Source organism: Nocardioides sp. NPDC023903, from assembly GCF_040639295.1.
Lineage (GTDB): Bacteria > Actinomycetota > Actinomycetes > Propionibacteriales > Nocardioidaceae > Nocardioides.
The window spans coordinates 121,547-145,540 of sequence record NZ_JBEZZS010000010.1 but is presented as its reverse complement, the minus strand read 5'-3'; the positions used below and the strand labels follow the sequence as shown (position 1 = coordinate 145,540).

Below are 23,994 nucleotides of genomic sequence, written 5' to 3'. Positions count from 1 at the left end.
TGCACTTCTCTGGCAATGCAACGCCTGAGAAGTTCAGCCTGAGAAATTTGTAGAGGCCCGGTTAACCGGGTATTCCTACCGCTCAGCTCAGACGGCGTATCCGATAGACGGGTACGCCGTCTTCTGCTTCCACCTCGCCGACGAACTCCTGGCCGCGCATGCGGGCCCAGGCGGGTACGTCGTGGTGGGCTGCCACGTCGTCGGCCGCGACGGCGATGACCTCGCCGACCTCGACGTCGCCGAGGTGGCGGCCGAGCTCGATGATCGGGCGCGGGCAGGCCTGGCCGCGGCAGTCGAGGGTGACGGTCGGCGCGCTCACAGCCCGGCCTCGGCGCGTAGGTCCTTGACGATCCCGGGCAGTGCGTCGAGCACGCGCTCCACATCCTCTCGCGTCGTGTCGCGGGTCAGCGATAGCCGAACGTTACCGTGTGTCAGCGCTCCCATGGCAGCAAGCACGCGAGAGGGCTCGCGGGTGTCGGAGGTGCAGGCCGAGCCGCTGGCAACGCCGGCGCCGATGCGGTCCAGCGCGGTCACCAGCGCCTCGCCGTCGACGTACAGCGCCGAGAAGGTCACCAGGTGGGGGAGCCGGTCCTCGGCGGGCCCGGCGACGTCAACGTCAGGGATCTCCGTCCTGACGCGTTCCCTGACCAGCGCGACCAGCTCGTGCTGGCGAGCGTTGACCTCCTCGCGCTCGGCGACGACCGCCTGGAGCGCCGCCGCGGCCGCCAGGGCCCCGGGGATGTTCGTGAACCCCTGATCCGTACGCGACCACTCATCGCCCGGGAACGGCCAGCGCCACCGGGCGGACCGGCGTACGACCAGCACTCCCACGCCGCCGGGGCCACCCCACTTGCGGGCGGAGCCGGCGATCGCGTCTCCGACCGAGGGCAGCGGCAGCCGCCCCATGGCGGCGCCGGCATCGACGAAGAGTGCAGCCGGGCCGGCGGCGGAGGCGACCTCGTCGAGGGGCTGGAGCGTGCCGACCTCGTGGTTGGCCTGCTGGACGGCGATCACGTCGACGGCTCCGGACAGCACCGCGTCACCTACGGCGGCCACCTCGACCCGGGCCTCGCCGTCGACGGCCAGCTCGGTGACGGGGGAGCGCTGCGACCATCGGGCGGCGTCGATGACTGCCTGGTGCTCGACAGCAGTGTGACCGATGCCACGTGACCCGAGCCCAAGCAGGCCAGAATGCACGGCGGCGGTCCCCGACGATGTGAAAAGCACCTCATCTCGACGCACCCCCAACGCCTCGGCGACGACCTCGCGGGCGTTCGAGAGCAGCAGCCCGGCGTTACGCGCCGGCCGGTGGAGGCGGCGGGGGTCGGCGTACCCCTGCTCCGTCGCGGCGAGCAGCACTTCCCGCGCGGCGGGATGGAGCGGTTCGGCCGATGCGGCGTCGAGGTAGGTGAAGCGGTCGGTCACAGAACCCAACGGTAGCCATACGCGACATGAGGAACCCCTGAAGATGAATCCGGAGGCGCTCGCGGTAGTCTGCCGACATCTGAGTGTTCGCATGAGAGAGAGGCTCGTAGTGGGTCTGCACTTGCCAGGGGCCGGAACGACTCCGTCCCACGCCCGCGCCCGACGTGGTGCGCTGGTGGCGACGCTGACGGCCGGCGCCCTCCTGCTGAGTGGCTGTTCGGACGAGGCGGCGCGTTTCGGCTTCCCCGAGCCACGTTCTGAGCAGGGGGATCACAACCTCGCCCTGTGGCAGGGCGCATGGATCGCCGCGTTGATCACGGGTGTCCTGACCTGGGGGCTCATCTTCTGGGCGATCTGGCGCTACCGGCGCCGCAGCGACGCCGACGTCCCGGTCCAGACGCGTTACAACCTGCCGTTGGAGATCTTCTACACGATCGCCCCGGTCCTGATGGTGATCGTGTTCTTCGACCACACCGTCAAGGTCCAGAACGAGATGCTGGACAACGGCAACCCGACCAACGTGATCGAGGTGACCGGCCAGCAGTGGCAGTGGACCTTCAACCACGGCATCGGTGAGCCCGACGTGAGCGCGGACGAGAACCTCGTCGACGACGAGTTCGCCTACGACAGCTACGGCTACGTCGTGGGCACCGGCTCGCACATCCCGACGCTGGTCCTCCCGGAGAAGACCACCACGCGGTTCAACCTGCGCTCGGCCGACGTCATCCACAACTTCGGTGTCCCGGACTTCGGCATGAAGATGGACGTCATCCCGGGTCGGGTGAACCACTACTCGATCACCACGAAGGAGGCCACGGCCACCTTCGACCCGAGCGCGGAGGACCTCATCGAGGGCACCACGTTCCGCGGCGCCTGCTACGAGCTCTGCGGCGTCTACCACGCCCGGATGATCTTCAAGGTCGCGATCGTCTCCGAGAGCGACTACAAGTCCTACGTCGACACGCTGGCGCAGAACGGCTTCGAGGCCGAGCGCCCGCTGCTCGGTGGTGGCAAGTCCACCCGCCCCGCCGACGACATCCCCACCCACGAGGAGGAGGGCGAGTGACCGCCACCGCTGCGCGCCCGGTCACCGAGGGCCGCAAGCCGCTCGGAACGCAGATCTACCAGCTGCTGACCACCACCGATCACAAACTGATCGGCAAGATGTACCTGGTCACGTCGTTCGTCTGGTTCCTGATCGGCGGCCTGATGGCGCTGCTGATGCGCTCGGAGCTGGCCTTCCCGGGACAGCAGGTCGTCAACGACGAGCTGTTCAACCAGCTGTTCACGATGCACGGCACGATCATGCTGCTGCTCTTCGCGACGCCGCTGTTCTTCGGCTTCTCCAACGTGATCATGCCGCTGCAGATCGGCGCGCCTGACGTCGCCTTCCCGCGGCTCAACATGTTCAGCTACTGGCTCTACCTCTTCGGCAGCCTGATCGCGGCCAGCGGCTTCCTCACCCCGACCGGTGCGGCCGACTTCGGCTGGTTCGCCTACACGCCGCTCTCCAGCGCGCAGTACTCGCCGGGTGTCGGTGGCGACCTGTGGATCATGGGTCTCTACATGGCCGGTCTGGGCACGATCCTCGGCTCGGTCAACTTCATCACCACGATCATCTGCATGCGGGCGCCGGGCATGACCATGTTCCGGATGCCGATCTTCACCTGGAACACCCTGGTCACCGCGCTCCTCGCGCTGATCGCCTTCCCGATCCTCGCGGCCGCGCTGCTGATGCTCGAGTCCGACCGCCAGTTCGGCTCCCACGTCTTCGACGCCGCCCATGGTGGCCCGATCCTGTGGCAGCACCTGTTCTGGTTCTTCGGTCACCCCGAGGTCTACATCATCGCGCTGCCGTTCTTCGGCATCATCTCCGAGATCCTCCCGGTCTTCAGCCGCAAGCCGATCTTCGGCTACGTCGGTCTGGTCGCCGCGACCCTCGGTATCGCGATCCTCTCGGTGGCGGTGTGGGCGCACCACATGTTCGTCACCGGCGCGGTCAACCTGCCGTTCTTCTCAGGCATGACCTTCCTGATCGCGGTGCCCACAGGCGTGAAGTTCTTCAACTGGATCGGCACGATGTGGGGTGGATCGGTCAGTTTCGACACCCCGATGCTCTGGTCGATCGGCTTCCTGACGACCTTCCTCTTCGGTGGTCTGACCGGCATCATCCTGGCGAGCCCGCCGCTCGACTTCCAGGTCTCCGACTCCTACTTCGTGGTCGCGCACTTCCACTACGTGGTCTTCGGAACCGTCGTGTTCGCGATGTTCGCCGGCTTCTACTTCTGGTGGCCGAAGATGACCGGCCGGATGCTCGACGAGCGCCTCGGCAAGGTCCACTTCTGGCTGCTGTTCGTCGGCTTCCACGCGACCTTCCTGGTCCAGCACTGGCTCGGTGTCGAGGGCATGCAGCGACGCATCGCCGACTACCTGCCCAGCGACGGGTTCACCTTCCTGAACCAGTTCTCGACGGTGGGTGCCTTCCTGCTGAGCCTGTCGATGCTGCCCTTCTTCTACAACCTCTACATCTCCCGCAACGCCCCCAAGGTCGAGGTGGATGACCCCTGGGGTTGGGGCCGCTCGCTGGAGTGGGCCACCGCCTGCCCCGCGCCGCGCCACAACTTCGTCTCCATCCCGAAGATCCGCTCGGAGTCCCCGGCCTTCGACCTCCACCACCCGGAGATCGCCGCGCTGGAACACGATGAGGACGATCTCGCCTCCACCAGCTCCAACAAGGAAGGCTGAGCCCGATGAAGTCTGAAGCCTGGATCTTCGTGGTCTGCACCGCCTTCATGGTGCTGGTCACGCCGGCCTACTGGTTCGTCACCGCGGCCTCCGAGGAGGGCGGCGACTGGACCGGCACCTCGGCGCTGGTGATGTGCACGCTGCTGTTCGCGATGATCACCGTCTACCTCGGCTTCCACGCCATCAAGATGGACCCGCGTCCCGAGGACCGTGAGGACGGCGAGATCGCCGAGGGCGCCGGGGAGTACGGCTTCTTCCCGCCGTTCTCCTGGTGGCCGCTGTGGGCCGGTCTCACCTTCGGTCTGGTGGTCCTCGCCGTCGCGATGGCCGCTTGGTGGCTCCTCATCATCGCCGCCGTGCTCGGCCTGCTGGCCCTCGCCGGCTGGAACTTTGAGTACTACCGAGGCGAGTTCAAGCACTGAGCAGAGAACGTACGCGGGGCCCGATCCGAGATGGATCGGGCCCCGCTTCCCTTCTTGGGGAAGCTCTTGGTGATGCCCGGTAGGGTTATCGCGCCCACGTCCCGGTTCCGGGCGTCGGGGTAAATGAATCAGGTCTGGAGCAGTCTCACCGTGTCAACGCAGTCACCGTTTCGCCGCCCGTCCGTGTTTGCCCGCCGCCGGGTGCTGTTGACCACCGCGGCAGCCGTCGTCGCGCCGGTGCTCACCGCGTGCGGGGCCGACTCGGCCTCGAAGGAGCCCAAGAAGCCCGCCGAGCCCACGGTGCAGATCACGCCCAACATCGAGAACAACGCCACCGGCGTCGCGGTCGACAAGGTCGTGAAGGTCGATGTGGCCAAGGGGCGGCTCGACGAGGTCATGCTGACCGGGGCCAAGGGCACCAAGGTGCGGGGCACGATCACCGAGGACGGGCTCAGCTGGAGCGCGGGGGAGGTGCTCGAGCCGACCGCCTCCTACACCCTCGCGGTCACCGCCACCGGTGACGACGGGCTGGAGCAGACGAGCGAGATCAAGTTCTCCACCGAGGATCTCGGCCTGGACCGCCAGACCTACCCGTCGATCGCGCCGCTCAACGGTGAGACGGTCGGCGTCGGGATGCCGATCATCGTGACGTACGACCTGCCGGTGAAGAACAAGGCCGCCTTCGAGAAGAAGATGATCGTCGAGTCGACCCCGAAGCAGGAGGGGTCGTGGTACTGGGTGAGCGACAAGGAAGTTCACTACCGCCCGCGCACCTACTGGCAGGCCAACTCCACGATCAACGTGAAGCTCAAGATCAACTCCGTCCCCGCCGGTGGCGGGATCTTCGGCCAGAAGGACCGCGAGATCACGTTCAAGACCGGTGACGCGCACATCTACAAGGCCAACGCGCAGACCCACCAGATGGAAGTCTTCAAGAACGGGCAGAAGATCAGGACCATCCCGATCACGACCGGCAAGGAAGGGTTCATCACCCGCAGCGGCGTGAAGGTGATCATCGAGAAGTTCAAGCGCAAGACCATGAACTCCGAGACCATCGGTATCAACCAGGGCGACCGGGAGTACTACAACATGGAGGGCGTGAAGTGGGCCATGCGGCTGACGTTCTCCGGTGAGTTCATCCACGGCGCGCCGTGGTCGGTCGCGCAGCAGGGCAACGCCAACGTCTCCCACGGGTGCACCGGGATGAGCGACGAGAACGCCAAGTTCCTCTACGACATGACCCGCCGCGGTGACGTCGTCGAGACCGTCGGCACCAACCGCGAGATGACCTTCAGCAACGGTTGGGGCGACTGGAACACCTCCTACGAGGAATACCAGGCGGGGTCTGCACTCGCCTGAGTCGATGTTGTGCATTGCAGCAATTAGCGTGCGACATCATGCGGTTGATGCTTGCTTCCGTCAGCGCCTTTACTTACTTTCCACCTAACACGTAATCGCGTTGCGCAGGGCTGACCCCGACGGCCCGCGCCCTGGAAGGTGGATTCGTTGCCTCGGCCTGTGCTGGTGCTCGACCTGGACGGCACGGTGTGTCTCGGAGACACACCGGCACTTCTCTACGCCACCCGGGTGGCGGACCTCACCGATGCTCCTGAGGCCCTCCTGGAGACCGCAGCGGCCTTCCTTGGACAGAGACTCCCCGAGACCGCTCCGAAGACGCTGACGGGCGCTCAGGACGGCTATGAGGCGGTCAAGATCCTGGGCCTGGCGGCCGGAGTGACCGAGGAGCAGCTCAGCGCTGCGTACGTCGCGAGCCGGGCGGCGATCAGCGAGCAGCCGGGGGACATCCGCACGCCCGACGGGCTGATCGACCTGCTCGACGGGATCGACGCGCACCGGGTGATCCTGACCAACTCGCCCGGCGGCAGCGGGCTGGACGCGATCCTGGAGCACCTCGGCGTACGCGACGTGGTCGACGAGGTGTGCACCGACGCGCTCAAGCCGACCCGGATGAAGGGGCACCTGGACGGCTTCCTCGACCACGTCGGCGCCGCCGACACGCCGGAGTGGTTGATGTCGGTCGGCGACATCTGGCGCAATGACCTTGCTCCCGCCGTCGAGCGTGGTTGTGTTGCTGCATACGTTGACGCCTTCGACCGCCGGCAGGGACCGGCCCATGTTCGTGCAGGATCGTTCGTGGACCTGTACCCCGCAGTCTCGGACTGGTCGAATGACCCGTCATCCTTCATAGCAGCTCACCCCCTCAAGGAGTCTGTCCAATGTTGAGAACCCCCAGGAACCGGTTGCTGGCGGTCGGTGCCGCCGCATCGCTCGCCCTCGCGCTCGCCGCCTGCGGCGGCGGCGAGGACAGCGCCGCGCCCGCGGAGGATCCCGAGGAGATCGTGCTGTCGCTGGTGCCCTCCGGCGACGTCGACTCGATCACCGAGAGCGCGAAGGGCCTGGAGTCGTTCCTCAGCGACAAGATCGGGATCCCCGTACGCGCCGAGGTGACCGAGAGCTATGCCGCCGCAATCGTGGCGATGAAGGCCGACCAGGCCCAGGTCGCGATGCTCGGCCCGATCGGCATGGTCCAGGCCGAGGACCAGGCCGGCGCCGTGCCGGTCCTGCAGTCGGTGCGCTTCGGCTCGGGGACCTACCACACCCAGTGGTTCACCAACGACCCCGAGACCTACTGCGCCGACGAGGTCAAGGTGGTCGAGGGGTTCAAGTACTGCAACGGCACCGACGCCGCCAAGACCGGTCCCGCCGGCGAGGAGGCGCTCGCCAAGATCAAGCCCGGCACCTCGATCGCCTTCGTCGACCAGGGCTCCGCCTCTGGCTACTACTACCCGGCCACCCAGTGGGGACAGGTCACCGGTGGCGATGCCCTGGTCGACCTCGACGCGCAGTTCGCCGGCGACCACGACGCCGCGGTCCTGGCCGTGGCGCGCGGTGACTACCCGATCGGGGTGAGCTTCGACGACGCCCGCGAGGAGGTCGCGGACGACGAGCCGAAGGTCGCCTCCGACGTCGTGGTGTTCGCCTACTCCACCGAGATCCCCAACGACGGCATCGTCGTTGCCGCCGGTCTCTCCAAGGAGCTGCGTACGAAGGTGACCAACGCCTTCACCGCGATGGCGAAGGACCCCAAGGGGCTCAAGACGCTGAAGGCGGTCTACGAGATCGAGGGTCTCGAGAAGGTCGACACGGCCGCGCTGAAGAAGGCGAAGTCCGTGGAGGAGAACTTCGGCGAATGAGCGGCTCGGATCCCGGGGGTCGGACCAGTGGTGGGCAGAGCATCGTCTTCGACGACGTCTCGGTGGTCTACCCGAACGGCACCCGCGGCCTGGACAAGGTCTCCTTGACCATCCCGGCGGGTGAGTTCGTCGTGGTCGTCGGACTCTCCGGGGCCGGCAAGTCGACGCTCGTCCGCACGATCAACGGCCTGGTGCCGGTCACCTCGGGATCGCTGTCCGTGGGCGGGACCGAGGTGGCCACGGCGCGCGGACGGCAGCTGCGGCGCCTGCGCGCTGAGATCGGGATGATCTTCCAGGGGTTCAACCTGGTGACCCGCCGCTCGGTGATGGGCAACGTGCTCACCGGACGACTGCATGCCCAGTCGTGGGTGCGGTCGGCCCTCGGACTGCACACCAAGGCCGACAAGGAGATCGCCTTCGAGGCGCTCGAGCGCGTCGGGATCGTCGAGAAGGCATGGGTACGCGCCTCCCAGCTCTCCGGCGGGCAGCAGCAGCGGGTCGCGATCGCTCGTGCGCTCGCGCAGCAGCCGTCGGTGGTGCTCGCCGACGAGCCGGTCGCCTCCCTGGACCCGCCGACGGCCAACCTGGTGATGCGAGACCTGCAACGGATCAACCGTGATCTCGGTATCACCACTGTGGTCAACCTGCACTTCCTCGACCTCGCCCGGCGCTACGCCGACCGGATCATCGGTATGCGCGCGGGTGAGGTGGTCTTCGACGGCCCTGCCGCCGAGGCCGACGACGCCGTCTTCGAGAGGATCTACGGCCGCTCACTGACCGCCGAGGACGTTTTGGCATGAGTCAGGCCACCCTCGACCGCCCCGGCGGCGGCTCGCCGAGGCAGGTACGCCCGGCGCAGCCGCCGCCGAGCCCGCTGCTCATCGGGGGTGTTCTCGGCGCTGTCGCCGTCACCGTGGTGGCGGGTTGGGCGATCGACTTCTCGCTCGCGCCGGTCATCGAGCAGTGGCCGATGCTGACGATGATCCTCGGGGAGGTCGTTCACCCCGAGTGGGCGGAGATCACCGACCCGTCCTCGCGGCTGTGGACCGCGCTGAAGGAGACCGCGGCCATCGCGATCATCGCGACCTTCGTCGGCTCTCTGATCGCCCTCGGGGTGGCTCTGCTGGGCTCCAAGGTGAGCGCGCCGCCCGCGGTCTACCGGGTCACCAAGTCGGTGATGGCGGTGATCCGGTCGCTGCCCGACATGGCGTACGCACTGGTCTTCGTCGCCGTCGTCACGGGCCCGCTTCCGGGGATCCTGGCGCTGACCATCTTCAACATCGGCATCGTCGCCAAGCTGACCGCGGAGAGCATCGACGCCGTCGATCCCGGCCCCTTGGAGGCGCTCGACGCCGCCGGGGCCACCCGCTGGCAGCGTGCCCGCGTCGCGATCGTGCCCGCCGTGCTGCCCAACTACGCCTCGTACGCCCTCTATGTCTTCGAGCTCAACATCCGCGCCTCCGTGGTGCTGGGTGCGGTCGGGGCCGGCGGGATCGGGCAGCTGATCATGCTCTACTTCAACCGCGCCGACTATCCCCGGCTGGCGTCGGTCGTGATCGTCATCTTCGTGGTGGTCATCGCGATCGACCTGTTCTCCCAGTTCCTGCGCCGGAGGCTGGTATGAGCCCCGCGACCGTGGCGCGGCCGAAGCCGCCGCCGAAGTGGCCCTACACCGTGGCCGGCCTGGCGCTGATCGGCATCGTGCTCGTGGCCGGCTGGTCGCTGGACGATGCCAAGTGGGAGCGGCTGCCGCAGTTCCCCGGGGAGATCCTGCAGTACGCCGGCCAGATGCTCGACGGAGTGCTCACCTGGCCGGGAGCGCATCCCGAGGGCCAGGCCGACCCGGAGCTCACTTACGGGGACTGGTGGCTGCAGTCGCTGAAGCTGATGGGGGAGTCGGTGGCGCTCGCCTGGATCGGCACCTGCGTCGGTGCGCTGTTCTCGTTCCCGCTGGCGTTCCTGGCCGCCTCCAACACCGCGCCGCTGGTCCTACGTCTCCCGGTGCGGCTCTTCTTCAACGCCATCCGTGCCGTCCCGGAGATCCTGCTCGCGGTGATCGTGATGCTGCCGCTGTTCGGGCTCAACCCGATGGCAGGAGCGATGGCGATCGGGATCCACTCGATCGGCTCGCTCGGAAAGCTGACCTTGGAGAACATCGAGGCGGTCGACCCGCGGCCCGTCGAGGCCGTCACCGCGGCCGGCGCGACGTGGTGGCAGCGCCTCCGCACGGCGGTCATCCCGCAGATGATGCCGGAGACCGTGGCGTTCTGGCTCTACCGCTTCGAGGTGAACATCAGGGCAAGCGCGATCCTCGGCGTCGTGAGCGCTGGTGGAATTGGTGCGTTATTAAACCGTGTCCTTCGGGGCCGTGAGTGGGAGTGGGGTGGAATCATGCTAGCTGTGATCATCATCGTGACGATCCTGGTCGACCAGCTGTCAGCAGCGCTGCGTCACCGGATCCTGCACGGCGCCGAAGCCACTGCGGTGGCGGCATGACGAGTGCGCCGGTCCTTCCCGCCATCAGGGCCGCGATGCCGCGGCTCAACCCTTCCGAGCGCGCGGTAGCCGAGGTCGTGCTGACCCGTTCGGAGTGGGCCATCGAGGCGACCACCGCCGAGATCGCCGCCGAGGCATCCGTCTCGACCGCGACCGTGGTCAGAGCCGCGCAGAGACTCGGGTTCCGCGGCTTCCCGCACCTCAAGGTGCTGCTGGCGCGTGACCTGGGCACGGCCAAGACCGAGACGACCGAGGGAGGCAGCCCGCTGACGGTGGTGCGCTCCTTCTTCGCCGACATCGCCGACTCCGCCTCCGACATGGTCGGGCTCCTCTCCGAGGAGCAGGTCACCCGGGCCGTCGAGCTGCTCGCCGAGGCCCGCTCGATCCTGGTCGCCGGCACGGGGGTCTCCTCGCCGGTCGCCCAGGACATCGCGATGAGACTGGGCTCCCAGGGGCTCAGCACGGTCGCTCCCAGCGATCACCTCGACCAGCTCATCCGGGCCCGTCTGCTCCAGCCGGGCGACGTCTGCGTCGTCGTCAGCGGCACCGGCGCCACCGCGCCCACCATCCAGGTCGCTCAGGCGGCCGTCGCCGGGGGAGCGGCCGTCATCGCGCTGACCTCCTTCACCGGCACCCAGCTGACCAAGCTCGCCGAGGTCGAGCTGGTCACCCCGCAGGGCGGTCGCGCCGGGTTCCGACAGGAGCTCGACTCGATCATCCGGATCCCGCAGCTCATCCTCGGCAACGCGCTCGTTGCCGCCGTCGCGGCCCGCGACCCCGAGGCCGCCGCCAACGTACGCGCCCGGGTGCTCGAGGTCGTCGGCGGCGAGCTCGACCCGCAGGGCTAGGTCTCCTAGAGGTACGCCGCGAGCAGCTCCGCCTCGGCGCGGAGCTGCTCTGCTTTTTCGCCCGCGCCGTGAGACTCCAGGTCCGCGGCGGCGCTCAGACGCTCGGCCTGCTCGTCGGTGATGATGCCTCGTACGTCGTCATCGGTGAGGTCGCGCCTGGCGGCCTCGGTGGCACCGACGCCGCTAGCTGCGCCCGCGATCGGACCCTCGGCTGAGAGGGCCGCCTCTGCCACCGGCAGCGCCTCGGCGTTGGAGATGGCAGACAGGGTCGAGCGGAGCACGGATGTCGCCGTGGTGTCGCGAGCCTTGCGGGCGGTGAGGAGGTCGGCTCGGAGTCGAGCCTGGAGGCCGGTCATGTGCTGGACCCTAGGGTCCGCGTCCGGTCGCGGGCAACTGGGTTTCGGCCGATAGAACGCTCAGAAACGCACGTGGCGCCGTCCCCCGGAGGGAAACGGCGCCACGTGCGCTCTTGATGTGGATCTCGACCCGCCCGTCGCCCGCTCGCAAGCTCGCGGGCGGGGCTCGCTCGATCTCCTCCGGTCATCGGTGGGCGAGCAAGCTCGCCCACCGATGCGTCGGACATCAGTGGCTGAGGGGCTCCTCGATCGCCGAGTGACGGTGATCGTCGAAGTCGTGACCGTCGACCTGGTGACCCTCGTGGGCAGCCAGCTCGTGGGCCTCGTGCTCGGCGTGGTGGTGCGCCTCGCTGAGCTCCTCGGGGGTCGGCTTGTCCACGTCGTGGTCGTAGTAGAAGGCCCGGAGCTTCGCGCGGAACGTCGGCTTGCCGTTCTTCTTCAGCTCCGGCTCCTCGCCGGCCCGGCCGCGGTCGCGGACGGTCATGGCGTAGGCCTCGGCCTCGGGAAGCGGCAGGTGCTTCTCGTGGTAGGCGCCCTCCGGCGTACGGATGACCGTGCCGGTCTCGTAGCCGTGCAGCAGCTTCTCGTTGTCGTGACGCTGCAGCGAGATGCACCAACGACGCGTGATGATGAACGCCGCGATCGGACCCAGGAACACGAACGCCCGCAGGAAGTAGGTGATCTGGTTGATCGAGAGGTCGAACTTGATCGCGATGATGTCGTTGCCGCCCGCGGCCCAGAAGCCCGCGTAGAACGTCATCAGCGCGACGAACGTGGCGGTGCGGGTCGGAGCGTTGCGCGGGCGCTGGAGCAGGTGGTGCTCGCGCTTGTCGCCGGTGATCCAGGCCTCGATGAACGGGAGCATCAGCACGACCATCCAGGCCGCCATCGGCAGCACGATGACCGGGAAGAAGATGTTCCACGACCAGGTCGAGCCCCAGAAGTGGGACTCCCAGCCCGGCATGATGCGCAGCGCGCCGTCGGGCCAACCCATGTACCAGTCAGGCTGCGAGCCCGCGGTGACCTTGGTCGGGTCGTAGGGGCCGAACTTCCACACCGGGTTGAGCGAGAAGAACGCGCCGAGCAGGGCGGTCACACCGAAGGTGATGAAGAAGAAGCCGGTCATCTTGGAGATGTAGTTCGGCACCATCGGGTAGCCGACGACGTTCTTCTCGGTGCGTCCGGGTCCAGGCCACTGGGTGTGCTTGTGGTAGATCAGCAGGATCAGGTGGGCACCGATCAGCGCCAGCAGGATCGCTGGGATGAGCAGCACGTGGATCGTGAACAGACGCGGGATGATGTCGTCGCCTGGGAACTCGCCTCCGAACAGGAAGAACGAGAGGTACGTCCCCACGATCGGGATCGCCATCATGAACCCGTCCGCGGCCCTGATGCCGGTGCCGGAGAGCAGGTCGTCGGGGAGCGAGTAGCCGGTGAAGCCCTCGAGCGTGCCGAGGAGCAGCAGCGTCGCGCCGATGACCCAGTTGATCTCGCGAGGCTTGCGGTGCGCGCCGGTGAAGAACACGCGCATCATGTGGATCATCATCGAGGCGATGAACAGCATCGCCGCCCAGTGGTGGACCTGACGCAGCAGCAGGCCGCCGCGTACGTCGAAGGAGATGTCCAGCGTCGAGGCCATCGCCTCGGACATGTCGATGCCGCGCAGCGGCGCGTAGGAGCCCTGGTAGGTGATCTCGGCCATCGAGGGCTTGAACCACAGGGTCAGGAAGGTGCCGGTGACGAGCAGGACCACGAAGCTCCACAGCGCGATCTCACCCAGCATGAACGACCAGTGGTCGGGGAAGATCTTGCGGGAGAGGAACTTGCTCAGGCCACCGAGGCCGAGGCGCTCGTCGGCCCAGTTCGCGGCTGCGCCGGCCTTGGTCGGCTTGCCCGCCGGGGCAGCGGCGTTGGTGCCGTTGCTGGCGGCAACCTTGGACGTGTCGGTGCTCACTGTCCGCCCTCCTTGTAGCCGTACTGCTCAGCATCGGCGGCGTGGTCCTTGGACCAGTCGTCGAAGATCGTGTCGATGTCGTGAGTGTTGCGCTCCCAGTAGCTGACGCCCACAGGCTCAGGGTAGTCCGAGAGGGCAACGAGGAAGCCGTCCGCGTCGACGCCCAGGGGCAGCTGCGGGAGGTGCCGGCCGGCCGGGCCGAAGATGACCTTGCCGTGGTCGGCGAGGTCGAAGGTCGACTGGTGGCACGGGCACAGCAGGTGGTGCGTGGTGCGCTCGTTCAGCGAGATCGGGCAACCGACGTGGGTGCAGATCTTGGAGTAGGCCACGATGCCGTTGACCGACCAGTTGCGGGTCACGTCGTTGGCGATGTCGTTGGGGTCCATCCGCAGCAGGATCGTCGCCGCCTTCGACTTGGCGATCTGCAGCGGCGCGCCGTGCAGGCTGCCGTCGAAGATCGTCGAGGGCTCGGCGTTGACCAGGTCACCGATCTCCAGGTCGCCCGGGCGGATCGGGGTGCCGACCACGTCGCGTACGACGCGCACGCCGGCGTCCCAGACGGTGTGCTCGAGGCCGGCACCGGGGTAGGGCTGCTCCGCGGTGATCTGGGCGTTGGTCTGGCCCAGGTCCTTGAGCATCACGATCGCGGGCAGACCGAGCAGGGCGGCCGAGCCGATCATCGCGTTGCGGATGAAGGGGCGGCGGGCCATGCCGGACTCGTGGAGCGCGGCCTTGAGCTCGGCGACCGCGACCTCGCGGGTCGCGGGGGAGGAGGCCGCCGGGTGGCGGTCCTCGGTGTGCTCGATGTCGACGACGAGCTTGCGGGCCCACTGGATGACGCCGATGCCGAGGAAGAGCAGGGCGAAGCCCAGGGTCGATCCCAGCGCCAGGTTGGAGGCGCCGTAGCCGGCCCAGACGTCACCGTCGTAGCCAGGCTCGACGGCGAAGTACGCAACCACGAACAGCACCGAGCAGAGCGCAGAGAGACCGAAGAAGAGGCTCACCTGGCGCTCGGCGCGCTTCTCCGCCTTGGGGTCGACGTCGGTGGGACGCCAGTGATGCTCATGCAAGCCCGGGTCGGGCAGCAGCGCGTCCGTGTGCGCGTTGAGCTCGGGGTGCGAGTCGTCGTGCTTCTCGATCTCGCTGAGGTCGCTGCTCACTTGGCAGATCCCTTCTTGGTCTGGTTGGTGCGCGTGGTGTGCGCGGCGATCCAGAAGGCGAAGGCCACCAGGACGCCGAGACCGACGACCCAGGCGACGATGCCCTCGGTCACCGGACCGAGCGAACCATTGTTGAAGCCGCCGTAGTCGGGCTGTTCCTTCATCGACTCGACGTAGGCGATGACAGCCTTCTTCTCCTCCGGGCTGATGTTGCCGTCGGAGAAGGTGTCCATGGACTGCGGACCGGTCAGCATCGCCTGATAGATGTGCTTCGGGTCGGTGTTGAGGATGCTCGGAGCCTCGCCGCCGCGCGGCATGGCGCCGCCGGCACCGGTGAAGTTGTGGCAGGCGGTGCAGTTGGTCAGGAAGATCTGGCCACCGAGGGCGACCGCCTCCTCCCGCTCCTTCTCCGAGGCGAAGGTCTCCGGGTCGTACTGCTCCCGGTCCGGGACGGCCGGGCCGGGGCCGAGGCTGGCGACGTACGCGGCCAAGGCGTCGATCTCGTCCTGGTTGAAGCTGGGGTCCTTGACCTCGACCTGGGCGCCGGGCTGGGCCATCGGCATCCGGCCGGTGCCGACCTGGAAGTCGACGGAGGCGGCACCGACACCGATCAGGGAGGGCCCGTAGAGCTTCCCGTTCTGGGTGGTGATGCCCTCACCGTTGGAGCCGTGGCAGGTGGAGCAGTTGATCATGAAGAGCTCTTTGCCCTCGGCGACGAGAGCAGCGTTGTCCTTCTCCTGCTCGGCCTGGGAGGCCGGGGCGAGCGCGGCGTACGCGCCGCCGGTGCTCAACAGGGCGACCAGGAGCACGGCGGCACCGGCCAACGGGCGGCGACGGTGCCGCGACAGTCGACCGACGGAGCGGTTCAGTAGACGCACATTCAGTCCTTGGTCACTTGAGGAGGTAGATGGTCGCGAACAGGCCGATCCACACCACGTCGACGAAGTGCCAGTAGTAGGACACGACGATCGCGGAGACGGCCTGCTCGTGGGTGAAGCGCTTGGCGACGTACGTCCGGCCGAGCACGAACAGGAAGGCGATCAGGCCGCCGGTGACGTGCAGACCGTGGAAGCCCGTCGTCAGGTAGAAGACCGAGCCGTAGGGGTCGTCGGGACCGGTGATGCCGCGGTTGAGGGCGATGCCCTCCTGCACCAGGGCTGCGTACTCGGTCGCCTGACCGGCGATGAAGACCGCGCCCATGAGGTAGGTGAGGATGAACCACTCACGCAGGCCCCACAGGCGGACCGCGAGCAGGGAGCCCTTACGTCCGACCTGGCCGCGCTCGGCGGCGAAGACGCCGAACTGGCAGGTGAACGACGACAGCACGAGGATGGTCGTGTTGACCGCCGCGAACGGGATGTTGAGCCCAGCGGTGTTGGCTTCCCACACCTCGGGGCTGACCGCGCGGATCGTGAAGTAGGCCGCGAACAGCGCCGCGAAGAACATCAGCTCGCTTGCGAGCCAGATGATCGTCCCCACGCTGACCATGCTCGGACGGTCGTGATGCCCGTGCAGGCGGGCTGTTGGAAGAGTCGATACTGTCGCCACGCCCGCCATTATGTCCTGCCCCCTTTCCAGAGTCTTCTTGGGACCCTGTGTGTCGTGTTTCAGGGTGCTGCTACACCCATAGACACCGCTCAGGTTCGGGTTGTGACATGTGGCCTCAGAGCCTGGTGTTGGCGCTAGCATCGGGGTGTGACCGATACCACCTCGAATTCACTGAAGATCCTCGTCTACAGCGACGACGTCGACGTACGCAAGCAGGTGATCCTCGCTCTGGGGCGCCGCCCGCACCCGTCTCTGCCGGAGGTGGAGTACGTCGAGGTGGCCACTGAGCCGGCCGTCCGCGCTCAGCTCGACGCCGGCGGCCTGGCGCTGGCCGTGCTCGACGGCGAGGCCGCTCCGGCCGGCGGGCTGGGGATCGCGAAGGCGGTCAAGGACGAGGTGAAGGACGCTCCGCCCATCGTGGTCCTCATCGGTCGTCCTCAGGACGCATGGCTCGGCACCTGGTCGCGTGCGGAAGCCACCGTGCCGCACCCGCTCGACCCGTTCGAGCTGGCCCGGACGGTCGTGGGACTGCTGCGGCCCGTTAACGTTGGCGCATGACGTCCGCGCCCCACTCCTGGCCCGAGGTCCTCACCACGCTGGTCGCGAGACAGTCCCTGTCCGCGCACCAGGCGGCGTGGGCGATGGGGGAGATCCTCTCGGGAGAGGCGACGCCCGCGCAGGTCGCCGCCTTCGCGGTGGCGCTGCGTGCCAAGGGCGAGACCGTGGACGAGCTCGCCGGGGTCGCCGACGGGATGCTGGCCAAGGCCAACCCGATCTTCGTGCCCGGGCGGGTGCTCGACATCGTCGGCACCGGTGGTGACCGGTCCTTCTCGGTCAACATCTCCACGATGTCGGCGATCGTCGCGGCTGGCGCCGGGGCCAAGATCGTCAAGCACGGCAACCGGTCCGCCTCCTCCAAGTCGGGATCGGCCGACGTGCTCGAGGCCCTCGGCATCCGGCTCGACCTCGACGTCTCCCGGGTCGGCGAGGTGGCCGAGGAGGCCGGGATCACCTTCCTCTTCGCCGCGGCCTTCCACCCTGCGATGCGCCACGCCGCCGCCGCGCGGCGCGAGATCGGCATCGCGACCGTCTTCAACCTGCTCGGCCCGCTCACCAACCCGGCGCGTCCCGCGTCCTCGGCGATCGGCTGCGCCGACGCCTCCGCCGCGCCGGTCATGGCCGGCGTCTTCGCCCGCCGTGGCGTCGACGCCTGGGTCTTCCGCGGCGACGACGGCCTCGACGAGCTCACCACCACCACGACCTCCCGTGTGTGGATGGTCTCGCAGGGCGTCGTGACCGAGGCGACCGTCGAGCCCCTCGACCACGGCATCGGCCGGGCCACCGCCGAGGACCTGCGCGGCGACGACGCCGCCTACAACGCCGCTGTCGTCCGCCGTCTGCTCGCCGGGGAGAAGGGCGCCGTACGTGACGCTGTCGTGCTCAACGCCGGTGCTGCTCTTGCCGTCCACGACGCCGGGTCGGGCAGCGTGGACGAGCGGCTTGCGGGCGGGATCGCTCGTGCGGCCGACGCGATCGACTCCGGGGCTGCTCAGGCTGTGCTTGACCGGTGGGTGGCGGCTACTTCTCGCTGAGGGTTGCCTGGGGCTGTAGATGATTGCGCGCCGAGTCGGCGCATCCGCACGCCTCGCTCGCTTCGCTTCGCTCCAAGGCGTGCAGATGCGCCGACTCGGCTACACGCCGGGCTAGTCCAGCCCGATGGAGAATGCGGCTTCCAGGTCGACCTGGGAGTAGGTGCGGAAGGCGATGTGGGTCTCGGTCTCGAGCACGCCGGGGACCTTGTTGACCTTGTCGGCGACGACGTTGGCCACGTCCTCGTGGGCACGGACGCGCACCAGGGCGATCAGGTCGATCTGGCCGGTGACGGAGTAGACCTCGCTGACGCCGTCGATGGCGGCGACGGCCTCGGCCACCTCGGGGATCTGGGAGACCTCGGCATTGATGAAGACGATCGCTGTGATCACGCAGGTCACGTTAGCGGATCGTCCTGGAGCGCGTTCGAGGACCCGCCATCGGCTCCGCGCCGCCCAGCACGCACTCTCGCGGCGTTGACGCTTCTCGAATTACGCCCGGTAGTCCTTCGAAGCGTCGCCTTGCGAGAGCACGCGCTGGACGACGCGGAGCTCGATGCCACGTCCTCAAACCCGCTCGAGCGCCGCTGCCCGCCGGCCCGCACCGCCGATCGGACAGGTCCACTCGCCCTCGACATGGGCGAGGCGTACGCCCGGGGACTCCAGCCAGCGCAGCACCAGCTCGGTCTCCTCGGCGCTCGCGGCCGGCACCGGGCCGGGGGCGTCCAGGACCGTCTCGGCGCTGAGCTGGAGGTCGGCGACGTAGGCGTGCGCGTTGGCCTCGCGCGGGATCACTCCGGCCGCGGCGAGGCGCCCGTGACGGACCACGTGGACCGCCCAGCGACCGTCGTCCTCGCGCCGGATCGCGGTGAGATCGGGCAGCCGGGTCAGGGCGGTGAGCCGCTGGGTGCGCGCGGCGGCGCGCAGGTAGGAGGTGAGCCGGTCGCGGTGGACGGCCGCCTCCTCGAACCGCTCCTGCTCGGCCAGGCCGGTGAGCCGCTCGGTGACCGTCTCGACCACCTCGTCGGGCCGGTGGAGCAGCGACTCGCGGACCCGTGAGACCAGGGTCGCGTACGTCTCGGCGGGGACGCTCTGGTCGCACGGGCTCAGGCAGCGGTGGAGCTCGGCGAGGACGCATGGGGTCTTGCGCGGCAGCAGCGGGAGCCGGTCGGCGCACTGCCGGATCGGGAAGGTGTCGTGCAGCGCCTGGAGCGCCTTCTCGGCGACCTTCCTGGAGCCGAACGGGCCGAGATAGTCCGCGTCGTCGTCGAGCACCTGCTTGACCAGCGACAGCCTGGGCCACGGCTCCTGGGTGAGCTTGACGAAGTGCATCTTCTCCGGGCGTCGCGAGCGGCGGTTGTAGGGCGGCTTGTGCTCGGCGATGAGCCGCAGCTCGCGCACCGCCGCCTCCAGCGCCGTCGCGCACTCGATGCCCTGCACGGTCGCGGCCAGCCCCACCATCTCGCCCATCCGGGAGCGAGTCTCGGAGGCGGTGAAGTAGGTGCGTACGCGGGTGCGGAGGTCCTTGGAGGTGCCGATGTAGAGCGCCCGGCCCTTGTCATCCTTGAACAGGTAGACGCCGGGGGCGTGGGGCAGGTCCTCGGCCAGGTGACGCTTCTTGCGCTGGGCGGTGGTGACCTTGGCCGAGAAGACGGCCAGGTCCTCCAGCGTCTGCACGCCGATGTTGCCGAGGCGCTCCATCATGCCGTGGAGCACGTCGACCGTTGCCCGGGCGTCGGAGAGGGCTCGGTGGTTGGGGGTCGTGGGCGAGCCGAAGACCCGGGCCAGCGAGCCGAGCTTGTGGTTGGGCGCCTCGTCCCGGGTGACCACCCGCCGGGCGATCTTCACCGTGTCGAGCACCTCGAAACGTGGCCAGGGCCGCTCCTGCTTCGCGGCGAAGTGCTTGAGGAAGCCCACGTCGAAGGGGGCGTTGTGAGCGACCAGCACACAGCCCTCGGCGAACTCGAGGAACGCCGGGAGCACCGACTCGATCGTGGGGGAGGAGGCGACCATGGAGTTGGTGATCCCGGTCAGCACGGCGATCGAGGGCGGGATGCCGGTGTGGGGGTTGACGAGGGTCTGGAACTCGCCCAGCACCTCGCCGCCACGCACCTTCACCGCGCCGATCTCGGTGATCATGCCGCCGTTGTCGGGGCTGTTGCCGGTGGTCTCCAGGTCCACCACGCAGAAGGTCAGGTCGCGCAGCGGCCTGCCGAGCTCGTCGAAGCCGCGCTGGGCCTCCCAGCCTCCGGTGGCCTGCTCGCGCTGGCGGCGGGCCACGGCACGGGCTCGCATCTCCTTCCGCGCCTCTGTCACCGCCGCACTGCTCATGCGAACACATTAGCGAGTGCCGCCGACAGTCCTTCGCCACTAGGGTGTGGCCACCGACAGGGGAGGTGTGGGCGATCGCTGCGAGAAACAGCGGCACCGAGGGATCGACGTCCGGGAGCGAGGACCGGCCCTGGGCCAGGTGGTTCGCTCGCTCGGGCTCGTTGCAGGTCGAGCCGGCCGAGGCCGGCGAGCAGGCCCGGACGCTGCTGAGCGAGGACGGACAGACCGCCGCGCTGCGGTTCAACGAACGCGTGCTCGACACGCTGACCGGCGATCTGGCGGGCCTGGTCGAGTACGTCACGGTGCTCGACGGCGCCAAGGCCGACGAGGTCCTCAACACTCAGAAGCTGATCGACCACGCCTTCGCCCGGGTCTCCGGCCAAGGTGTCGACCGGTTCGTCGCCTGGCTCGCGGAGCTGCGTACGCAGGGCCATCCGGCGATCGCGGTCCAGGCGCTGCACGCCTACGGCAGGCTCGCGGACGGTGACCTGGCTGCCGTGGCGACCTCGCTGGAGTCCGCCGCGGACCGGGTGATCCTGATCGCGGCCGCCGCGCTGCACCGCCCGCCCGAGGACGCGGCCCGGCTCGCGATCGAGACCGAGCACGACGCCTCCATCGCGTACGCCGTCATCCACGACGTACTCCGTCAGCGGACCGTCCCCGACATCGCCCGGTTCCTCCGCGCGCTGCACCTGCTCGGCGCGCCGGATCTGGTCAACGACACCGTGAAGCAGTTCGCGGCCCCGTCCAGCGGTCGCTCGAACCTCGACAAGGCCCTGCTGTACGTCGCGCTCGACGCCAGTCCGAGGCTGCGCGAGATCGCGCTGGACCTGCTCTGGCGCACCCTCGGCTCGATCGGTGACCTCGGCCGGGCACCCGGTCCCGCCCAGCAGCAGGATCTCGTCGCGGCGTTCTGGGAGCTGTGCCCGGGCGGCCGCGTGCTCGAGGACTGGTTCAAGGTGCGCCTCGACGGCAGCGAGAACGCCGAGGAGGCGCGCGAGCACGTGGTGCTGCTGCTGCGCGGCAGCCGGGGACCCGGCCGCGACAGCCTCCTGGCAGCCATGGCCGGCGACGCGACGCCGATGAACCTGAAGCGCATCTGCGAGACCCTCATCGAGGAGGGCAACGAGGCCCAGGCCGCGATGCTGGTTCGCGCGCTCGCCCACGGCGGCCACATCGAGCGGCTCGGCGACTTCCTCGACCGGTGGTCGTGGGCGCAGCCGCCCGCCGAGACCATGCGGAACCTGCTCCACTGGGTGCTCACCCCGGAGGGCGCGGACCGCGAGCCGATGGGATCCGCTGTCGTGGAGGGCATCGCCGGCTATCTCGCCGACGGCCACGGCCGGACGCTGGGCGAGGACCTTCGCCGACAGGCCGCGACCCTGGTCAGGCTCCGCCCCGCCGAGGAGATCGTGGGCCTGCTCGGGCACGTACCCTCCCGGGTCGGGAGACGCGGCCGATCGGCCGTCGCAGCCGACGTCGGCTGGAGGCTGGCCGAGGATCTGCTCGTCTATCCGGCGCCGACCGAGGAGACGTACGTCGCCTGGTACGCCGAGTGCCTCGCCGCCCTCGAGGCGGCCGGCTTCACCGACGCCGTGCGTACGTCCTGGCATCACCTCGCCGACGAGGCGATCAACCGCCGGGGCGCCGGACCCACGATCGCCGAGACCGCCCACCAGCTCCTTCGCAAGGAGCTCGCCGGCACGGCCGACAGGCTGCTGATCCGCTACCTCGACCAGGCGCAGAGCGTCACGCCCACCGACATCGTCGGCATCACCACGCGGCTGCGCCTGCACCGCTACCCGGAGGCGAGCCGCGCCGGCGTCCTGCGCCGCTCGGTGGGGCGGTGGCAGGACCGGGCCCGGGTCGATGCCGTCGTGGAAGCCCTGGTCGCCGCCGGCCAGGAGGAGGAGGCCGAGTGGGTCAGGGCCGGGTCGTCGTGAGCCGGGTCTGCCTGAGGTAGCGACGCCCCGCACCGACGAGGAGGACGAACGCGCCCGAGGCGACGATCATCACCAGGGCACGCAGGCTCCACACGCTCCACACGGAGGCGTCGTCGATCCGGTGACGGACGGCGCTCAGCAGCGTCAGCGCGACCAGGTACAGCGCGAGCACGACGAACGGGCGGTTCGCCGGGTCGCGAGAGACGAGGCGCGCGCCGTGGTTCTTCGCGTCGTACCAGCCCAGGCCGGGAACCCGGAGATGATGGAGCCAGGGGAGCACGAGCAGGACGAGCGATCCCCAGCCGATGACCGCCACGCCCTTCCACACCCGGTCCCACGCGGACTCGTTGACGACCAGCGCGATGACGACGAAGGCCGCGTACGCCGCGAACGGGAGGAGCCGCTGGGCACCTGTCCCGAGCAGGTCGGAGCGCACGGCCAGGACGACGCAGGTGACCGCGTACAGGATCAGGATCGGGATCGTGTTGAGCACGGCCAGGGTCTGCCAGTCGCCGCCCACCGCCACCAGGACGACCAGCGCGAGGACCAGGTTCACGAGCAGGATCAGCCAGAAGGAGTCGCTGGTGCGGCCGGGGAGCCGTGATGCCCGCGGCTCGTGCAGGCCGCTGGGGACGTACCTCTCCGCGCTGAGCGCGTAGACCTCGCGGCTGAGGGCGTAGGTGAACACGATGCCGGACCCGATCGGGGCGATGATCGCGGCGATGCGGATCAGCACGACCAGCCAGTCGATCGGCGCCCCGGCCAGCGTGGCTGCGTCGGTCAGGCGGGCGTAGGAGGTGCCGTGCTCGGCCCCGGAGGCGGACATGTGCTCGGCGTAGACCAGTTGGAGGGCGGAGTAGAGCAGGAACGAGCCGACGACCGTGCCGTAGACCGCCCAGCGCACGCGTCTGGCCACCTCGCGGCGGCCGCCCCGGACCTCGCCGGTCACGTCCAGGGGCGCCTGGAAGCCGATGTAGGCGTAGATCACGCCGCTGGTGATGAGGGCGCTCAGCACGCCGGTCGACGTCGGCCCGGGCGCCGGTCCTGCGCCCGTGGGGCGTCCGGGAACCGCGAGCACCAGGAACACCACGAAGATCACCGGGATGGCGATCTTGAGCAGGGTCAGGGCCGCGTTCGTACGGAGCACGAACCGCCGGGGCAGCAGCACGAAGGCGATGATCGCGGCGGTCACCGCCACCGCCAGGGCGGAGCCGACCCCGGTGAGCCCGCCCTCGCCGGCCAGGGCGGGGACGACCTCGGCCAGCCCGTTGACCGCGGCCGCCGCCTGGGCGGCCGGGTTGATGGCGTACGAGATCCACAGGGATGCCGCCAGGATGATCACCACCAGCGGCCCGAAGGCGTCGTGCGGGTGGAACAGCAGCCCGCCGGTGCGCTGGGAGATGAGCCCGAACTCGACCATCACGACCGCGATGGTGAGCATGAGTACGCCGCCGGCCGCCCAGCCGAGGAGCGCGGCCTCGCCCAGGCTCTCGTGGAGGCCGGGCACGGCCAGGAGCCAGCCGGATCCGATGACGCCGCCCGCGGCGAGACCGACGACCTCGACCAGGCTCAGCTTGTCGCCGTCCTCGGCGGGTCGCTCGTCCTTCTCGGGCTCAGCCGGGGCGGGCTCGACCGGCTTGACGGGCTCGGCCGGCTCGACGGGCTGGGCAGGCGCCGCCGCGGGCACCTGCGCCCGTCGCATCGCCTCGAAAGCGATCGCGGTCATCAGGCCACCGATGGCGGCGACCCAGAAGCTCGACTCGTGCAGCAGCTCGCGAAATCCCGGCGACTTGAGAGCGTTGAGCTGGACGCTGCCGTAGATGGACATCACGAATCCCGCGGCGCACAGGATCATCCTGCCGATCGCGCTGAGGGTGTGCCGCACGCGCTGGTCTCCCACTCCCGATGATTCGAACGTCGAGAGAACCTATCGAATCAGGGCGGTATGGCGCAGGAAGCCTG

At 68.9% G+C, this 23,994-nt stretch carries 23 protein-coding genes; 13 read left to right on the top strand and 10 right to left on the bottom strand.

From position 1 onward, the window contains the following. Positions 1-82: 82 nt before the first annotated feature. Both AB0F44_RS13505 and AB0F44_RS13500 read right to left on the bottom strand, forming a co-directional pair. Positions 83-319 (bottom strand): sulfurtransferase TusA family protein, encoded by a 237-nt coding sequence (locus AB0F44_RS13505; protein ID WP_350718914.1) that lies wholly within the window; start codon positions 317-319, stop codon positions 83-85. Continuing rightward, positions 316-1,425, bottom strand: a complete 1,110-nt coding sequence (locus AB0F44_RS13500) for an aminotransferase class V-fold PLP-dependent enzyme (RefSeq protein WP_357356119.1) — start codon at positions 1,423-1,425, stop codon at positions 316-318. Before AB0F44_RS13500 ends, AB0F44_RS13505 begins: the two co-directional genes overlap by 4 nt. A gap of 175 nt (positions 1,426-1,600) precedes the next feature. Here AB0F44_RS13500 and AB0F44_RS13495 point away from each other — a divergent pair, with 175 nt between their 5' ends. From AB0F44_RS13495 to AB0F44_RS13450, 10 genes are all read left to right on the top strand, one after another. Then, positions 1,601-2,491: a cytochrome c oxidase subunit II gene (locus AB0F44_RS13495; RefSeq protein ID WP_350661551.1), complete on the top strand. Its 891-nt coding sequence runs from the start codon at positions 1,601-1,603 to the stop codon at positions 2,489-2,491. Continuing rightward, positions 2,488-4,170, top strand: coding sequence for a cytochrome c oxidase subunit I (ctaD, locus tag AB0F44_RS13490; RefSeq protein ID WP_350661549.1), 1,683 nt, complete (start codon positions 2,488-2,490; stop codon positions 4,168-4,170). The genes AB0F44_RS13495 and ctaD overlap by 4 nt, the downstream gene beginning before the upstream one ends. A 5-nt stretch (positions 4,171-4,175) precedes the next feature. After that, on the top strand, positions 4,176-4,592 hold the full coding sequence (locus AB0F44_RS13485; RefSeq protein WP_350661547.1) for a cytochrome c oxidase subunit 4: 417 nt from the start codon (positions 4,176-4,178) through the stop codon (positions 4,590-4,592). A 150-nt stretch (positions 4,593-4,742) separates the two neighbouring features. Continuing rightward, positions 4,743-5,951 (top strand): Ig-like domain-containing protein, encoded by a 1,209-nt coding sequence (locus AB0F44_RS13480; protein WP_357356116.1) that lies wholly within the window; start codon positions 4,743-4,745, stop codon positions 5,949-5,951. A gap of 147 nt (positions 5,952-6,098) precedes the next feature. Then, on the top strand, positions 6,099-6,836 hold the full coding sequence (locus AB0F44_RS13475) for a hypothetical protein (RefSeq protein ID WP_357356114.1): 738 nt from the start codon (positions 6,099-6,101) through the stop codon (positions 6,834-6,836). Next, positions 6,830-7,807 carry a phosphate/phosphite/phosphonate ABC transporter substrate-binding protein gene (gene phnD / locus AB0F44_RS13470; RefSeq protein ID WP_357356112.1) on the top strand — a complete coding sequence of 326 codons (978 nt, stop codon included), beginning with the start codon at positions 6,830-6,832 and terminating at the stop codon, positions 7,805-7,807. Before AB0F44_RS13475 ends, phnD begins: the two co-directional genes overlap by 7 nt. Beyond that, a complete protein-coding gene (gene phnC / locus AB0F44_RS13465; protein ID WP_357356110.1) occupies positions 7,804-8,607 on the top strand; it encodes a phosphonate ABC transporter ATP-binding protein in 804 nt (267 codons plus the stop codon). The genes phnD and phnC overlap by 4 nt, the downstream gene beginning before the upstream one ends. Beyond that, positions 8,604-9,431 carry a phosphonate ABC transporter, permease protein PhnE gene (gene phnE / locus AB0F44_RS13460; RefSeq protein WP_357356108.1) on the top strand — a complete coding sequence of 276 codons (828 nt, stop codon included), beginning with the start codon at positions 8,604-8,606 and terminating at the stop codon, positions 9,429-9,431. Before phnC ends, phnE (AB0F44_RS13460) begins: the two co-directional genes overlap by 4 nt. Further along, on the top strand, positions 9,428-10,303 hold the full coding sequence (phnE, locus tag AB0F44_RS13455) for a phosphonate ABC transporter, permease protein PhnE (RefSeq protein ID WP_357356106.1): 876 nt from the start codon (positions 9,428-9,430) through the stop codon (positions 10,301-10,303). The genes phnE (AB0F44_RS13460) and phnE (AB0F44_RS13455) overlap by 4 nt, the downstream gene beginning before the upstream one ends. Further along, positions 10,300-11,151 (top strand): MurR/RpiR family transcriptional regulator, encoded by an 852-nt coding sequence (locus AB0F44_RS13450; RefSeq protein ID WP_091049949.1) that lies wholly within the window; start codon positions 10,300-10,302, stop codon positions 11,149-11,151. The genes phnE (AB0F44_RS13455) and AB0F44_RS13450 overlap by 4 nt, the downstream gene beginning before the upstream one ends. A gap of 5 nt (positions 11,152-11,156) precedes the next feature. Here the strand turns inward: AB0F44_RS13450 and AB0F44_RS13445 are convergent, their stop codons facing one another. The 5 genes from AB0F44_RS13445 to AB0F44_RS13425 all read right to left on the bottom strand — a co-directional run bounded on the left by AB0F44_RS13445 (position 11,157) and on the right by AB0F44_RS13425 (position 16,178). After that, the gene (locus AB0F44_RS13445; protein WP_357356104.1) at positions 11,157-11,507 is read right to left on the bottom strand and encodes a hypothetical protein; all 351 of its coding nucleotides are present in this window, start codon (positions 11,505-11,507) and stop codon (positions 11,157-11,159) included. 226 nt (positions 11,508-11,733) lie between these two features. Then, a complete protein-coding gene (locus AB0F44_RS13440) occupies positions 11,734-13,461 on the bottom strand; it encodes a ubiquinol-cytochrome c reductase cytochrome b subunit (protein WP_357356102.1) in 1,728 nt (575 codons plus the stop codon). Further along, entirely contained in the window at positions 13,458-14,621 is a 1,164-nt protein-coding gene (locus tag AB0F44_RS13435; protein WP_357356100.1) for a Rieske 2Fe-2S domain-containing protein, read from the bottom strand. The genes AB0F44_RS13440 and AB0F44_RS13435 overlap by 4 nt, the downstream gene beginning before the upstream one ends. Next, the gene (locus tag AB0F44_RS13430) at positions 14,618-15,499 is read right to left on the bottom strand and encodes a c-type cytochrome (protein WP_350661527.1); all 882 of its coding nucleotides are present in this window, start codon (positions 15,497-15,499) and stop codon (positions 14,618-14,620) included. The genes AB0F44_RS13435 and AB0F44_RS13430 overlap by 4 nt, the downstream gene beginning before the upstream one ends. Before the next feature lie 13 nt (positions 15,500-15,512). Continuing rightward, positions 15,513-16,178, bottom strand: coding sequence for a heme-copper oxidase subunit III (locus tag AB0F44_RS13425; RefSeq protein ID WP_357356098.1), 666 nt, complete (start codon positions 16,176-16,178; stop codon positions 15,513-15,515). Positions 16,179-16,316: 138 nt separating this feature from the next. Between AB0F44_RS13425 and AB0F44_RS13420 the strand changes: the two genes are divergently transcribed. Beyond that, positions 16,317-16,727 (top strand): hypothetical protein, encoded by a 411-nt coding sequence (locus AB0F44_RS13420; protein ID WP_141803871.1) that lies wholly within the window; start codon positions 16,317-16,319, stop codon positions 16,725-16,727. Continuing rightward, positions 16,724-17,761, top strand: a complete 1,038-nt coding sequence (gene trpD, locus AB0F44_RS13415) for an anthranilate phosphoribosyltransferase (RefSeq protein ID WP_357356096.1) — start codon at positions 16,724-16,726, stop codon at positions 17,759-17,761. The genes AB0F44_RS13420 and trpD overlap by 4 nt, the downstream gene beginning before the upstream one ends. A gap of 111 nt (positions 17,762-17,872) precedes the next feature. On the opposite strand, the gene AB0F44_RS13410 is transcribed toward trpD, so the two are convergent. Beyond that, positions 17,873-18,151, bottom strand: coding sequence for an Lrp/AsnC ligand binding domain-containing protein (locus tag AB0F44_RS13410; protein ID WP_141803873.1), 279 nt, complete (start codon positions 18,149-18,151; stop codon positions 17,873-17,875). 174 nt (positions 18,152-18,325) lie between these two features. Then, the gene (locus AB0F44_RS13405) at positions 18,326-20,089 is read right to left on the bottom strand and encodes a DEDD exonuclease domain-containing protein (protein WP_357356094.1); all 1,764 of its coding nucleotides are present in this window, start codon (positions 20,087-20,089) and stop codon (positions 18,326-18,328) included. 65 nt (positions 20,090-20,154) lie between these two features. On the opposite strand from AB0F44_RS13405, the gene AB0F44_RS13400 reads away from it, so the two are divergent. Further along, the gene (locus AB0F44_RS13400; protein WP_357356092.1) at positions 20,155-22,032 is read left to right on the top strand and encodes a hypothetical protein; all 1,878 of its coding nucleotides are present in this window, start codon (positions 20,155-20,157) and stop codon (positions 22,030-22,032) included. Here the strand turns inward: AB0F44_RS13400 and AB0F44_RS13395 are convergent. After that, positions 22,013-23,917: an APC family permease gene (locus AB0F44_RS13395; protein WP_357356090.1), complete on the bottom strand. Its 1,905-nt coding sequence runs from the start codon at positions 23,915-23,917 to the stop codon at positions 22,013-22,015. The genes AB0F44_RS13400 and AB0F44_RS13395 overlap by 20 nt on opposite strands. Positions 23,918-23,994 lie beyond the last annotated feature (77 nt).

What these genes read in the sequence shown, in the direction of transcription:
- AB0F44_RS13485 (WP_350661547.1), top strand. Translation starts at nt 4,176, where the DNA reads ATGAAGTCTGAAGCCTGGATCTTCGTGGTCTGCACCGCCTTCATGGTG.
- phnD (WP_357356112.1), top strand. Translation starts at nt 6,830, where the DNA reads ATGTTGAGAACCCCCAGGAACCGGTTGCTGGCGGTCGGTGCCGCCGCA.
- phnC (WP_357356110.1), top strand. Translation starts at nt 7,804, where the DNA reads ATGAGCGGCTCGGATCCCGGGGGTCGGACCAGTGGTGGGCAGAGCATC.
- phnE (WP_357356108.1), top strand. Translation starts at nt 8,604, where the DNA reads ATGAGTCAGGCCACCCTCGACCGCCCCGGCGGCGGCTCGCCGAGGCAG.
- phnE (WP_357356106.1), top strand. Translation starts at nt 9,428, where the DNA reads ATGAGCCCCGCGACCGTGGCGCGGCCGAAGCCGCCGCCGAAGTGGCCC.
- AB0F44_RS13450 (WP_091049949.1), top strand. Translation starts at nt 10,300, where the DNA reads ATGACGAGTGCGCCGGTCCTTCCCGCCATCAGGGCCGCGATGCCGCGG.
- AB0F44_RS13445 (WP_357356104.1), bottom strand. Translation starts at nt 11,507, where the DNA reads ATGACCGGCCTCCAGGCTCGACTCCGAGCCGACCTCCTCACCGCCCGC.
- AB0F44_RS13425 (WP_357356098.1), bottom strand. Translation starts at nt 16,178, where the DNA reads ATGGCGGGCGTGGCGACAGTATCGACTCTTCCAACAGCCCGCCTGCAC.
- trpD (WP_357356096.1), top strand. Translation starts at nt 16,724, where the DNA reads ATGACGTCCGCGCCCCACTCCTGGCCCGAGGTCCTCACCACGCTGGTC.
- AB0F44_RS13405 (WP_357356094.1), bottom strand. Translation starts at nt 20,089, where the DNA reads ATGAGCAGTGCGGCGGTGACAGAGGCGCGGAAGGAGATGCGAGCCCGT.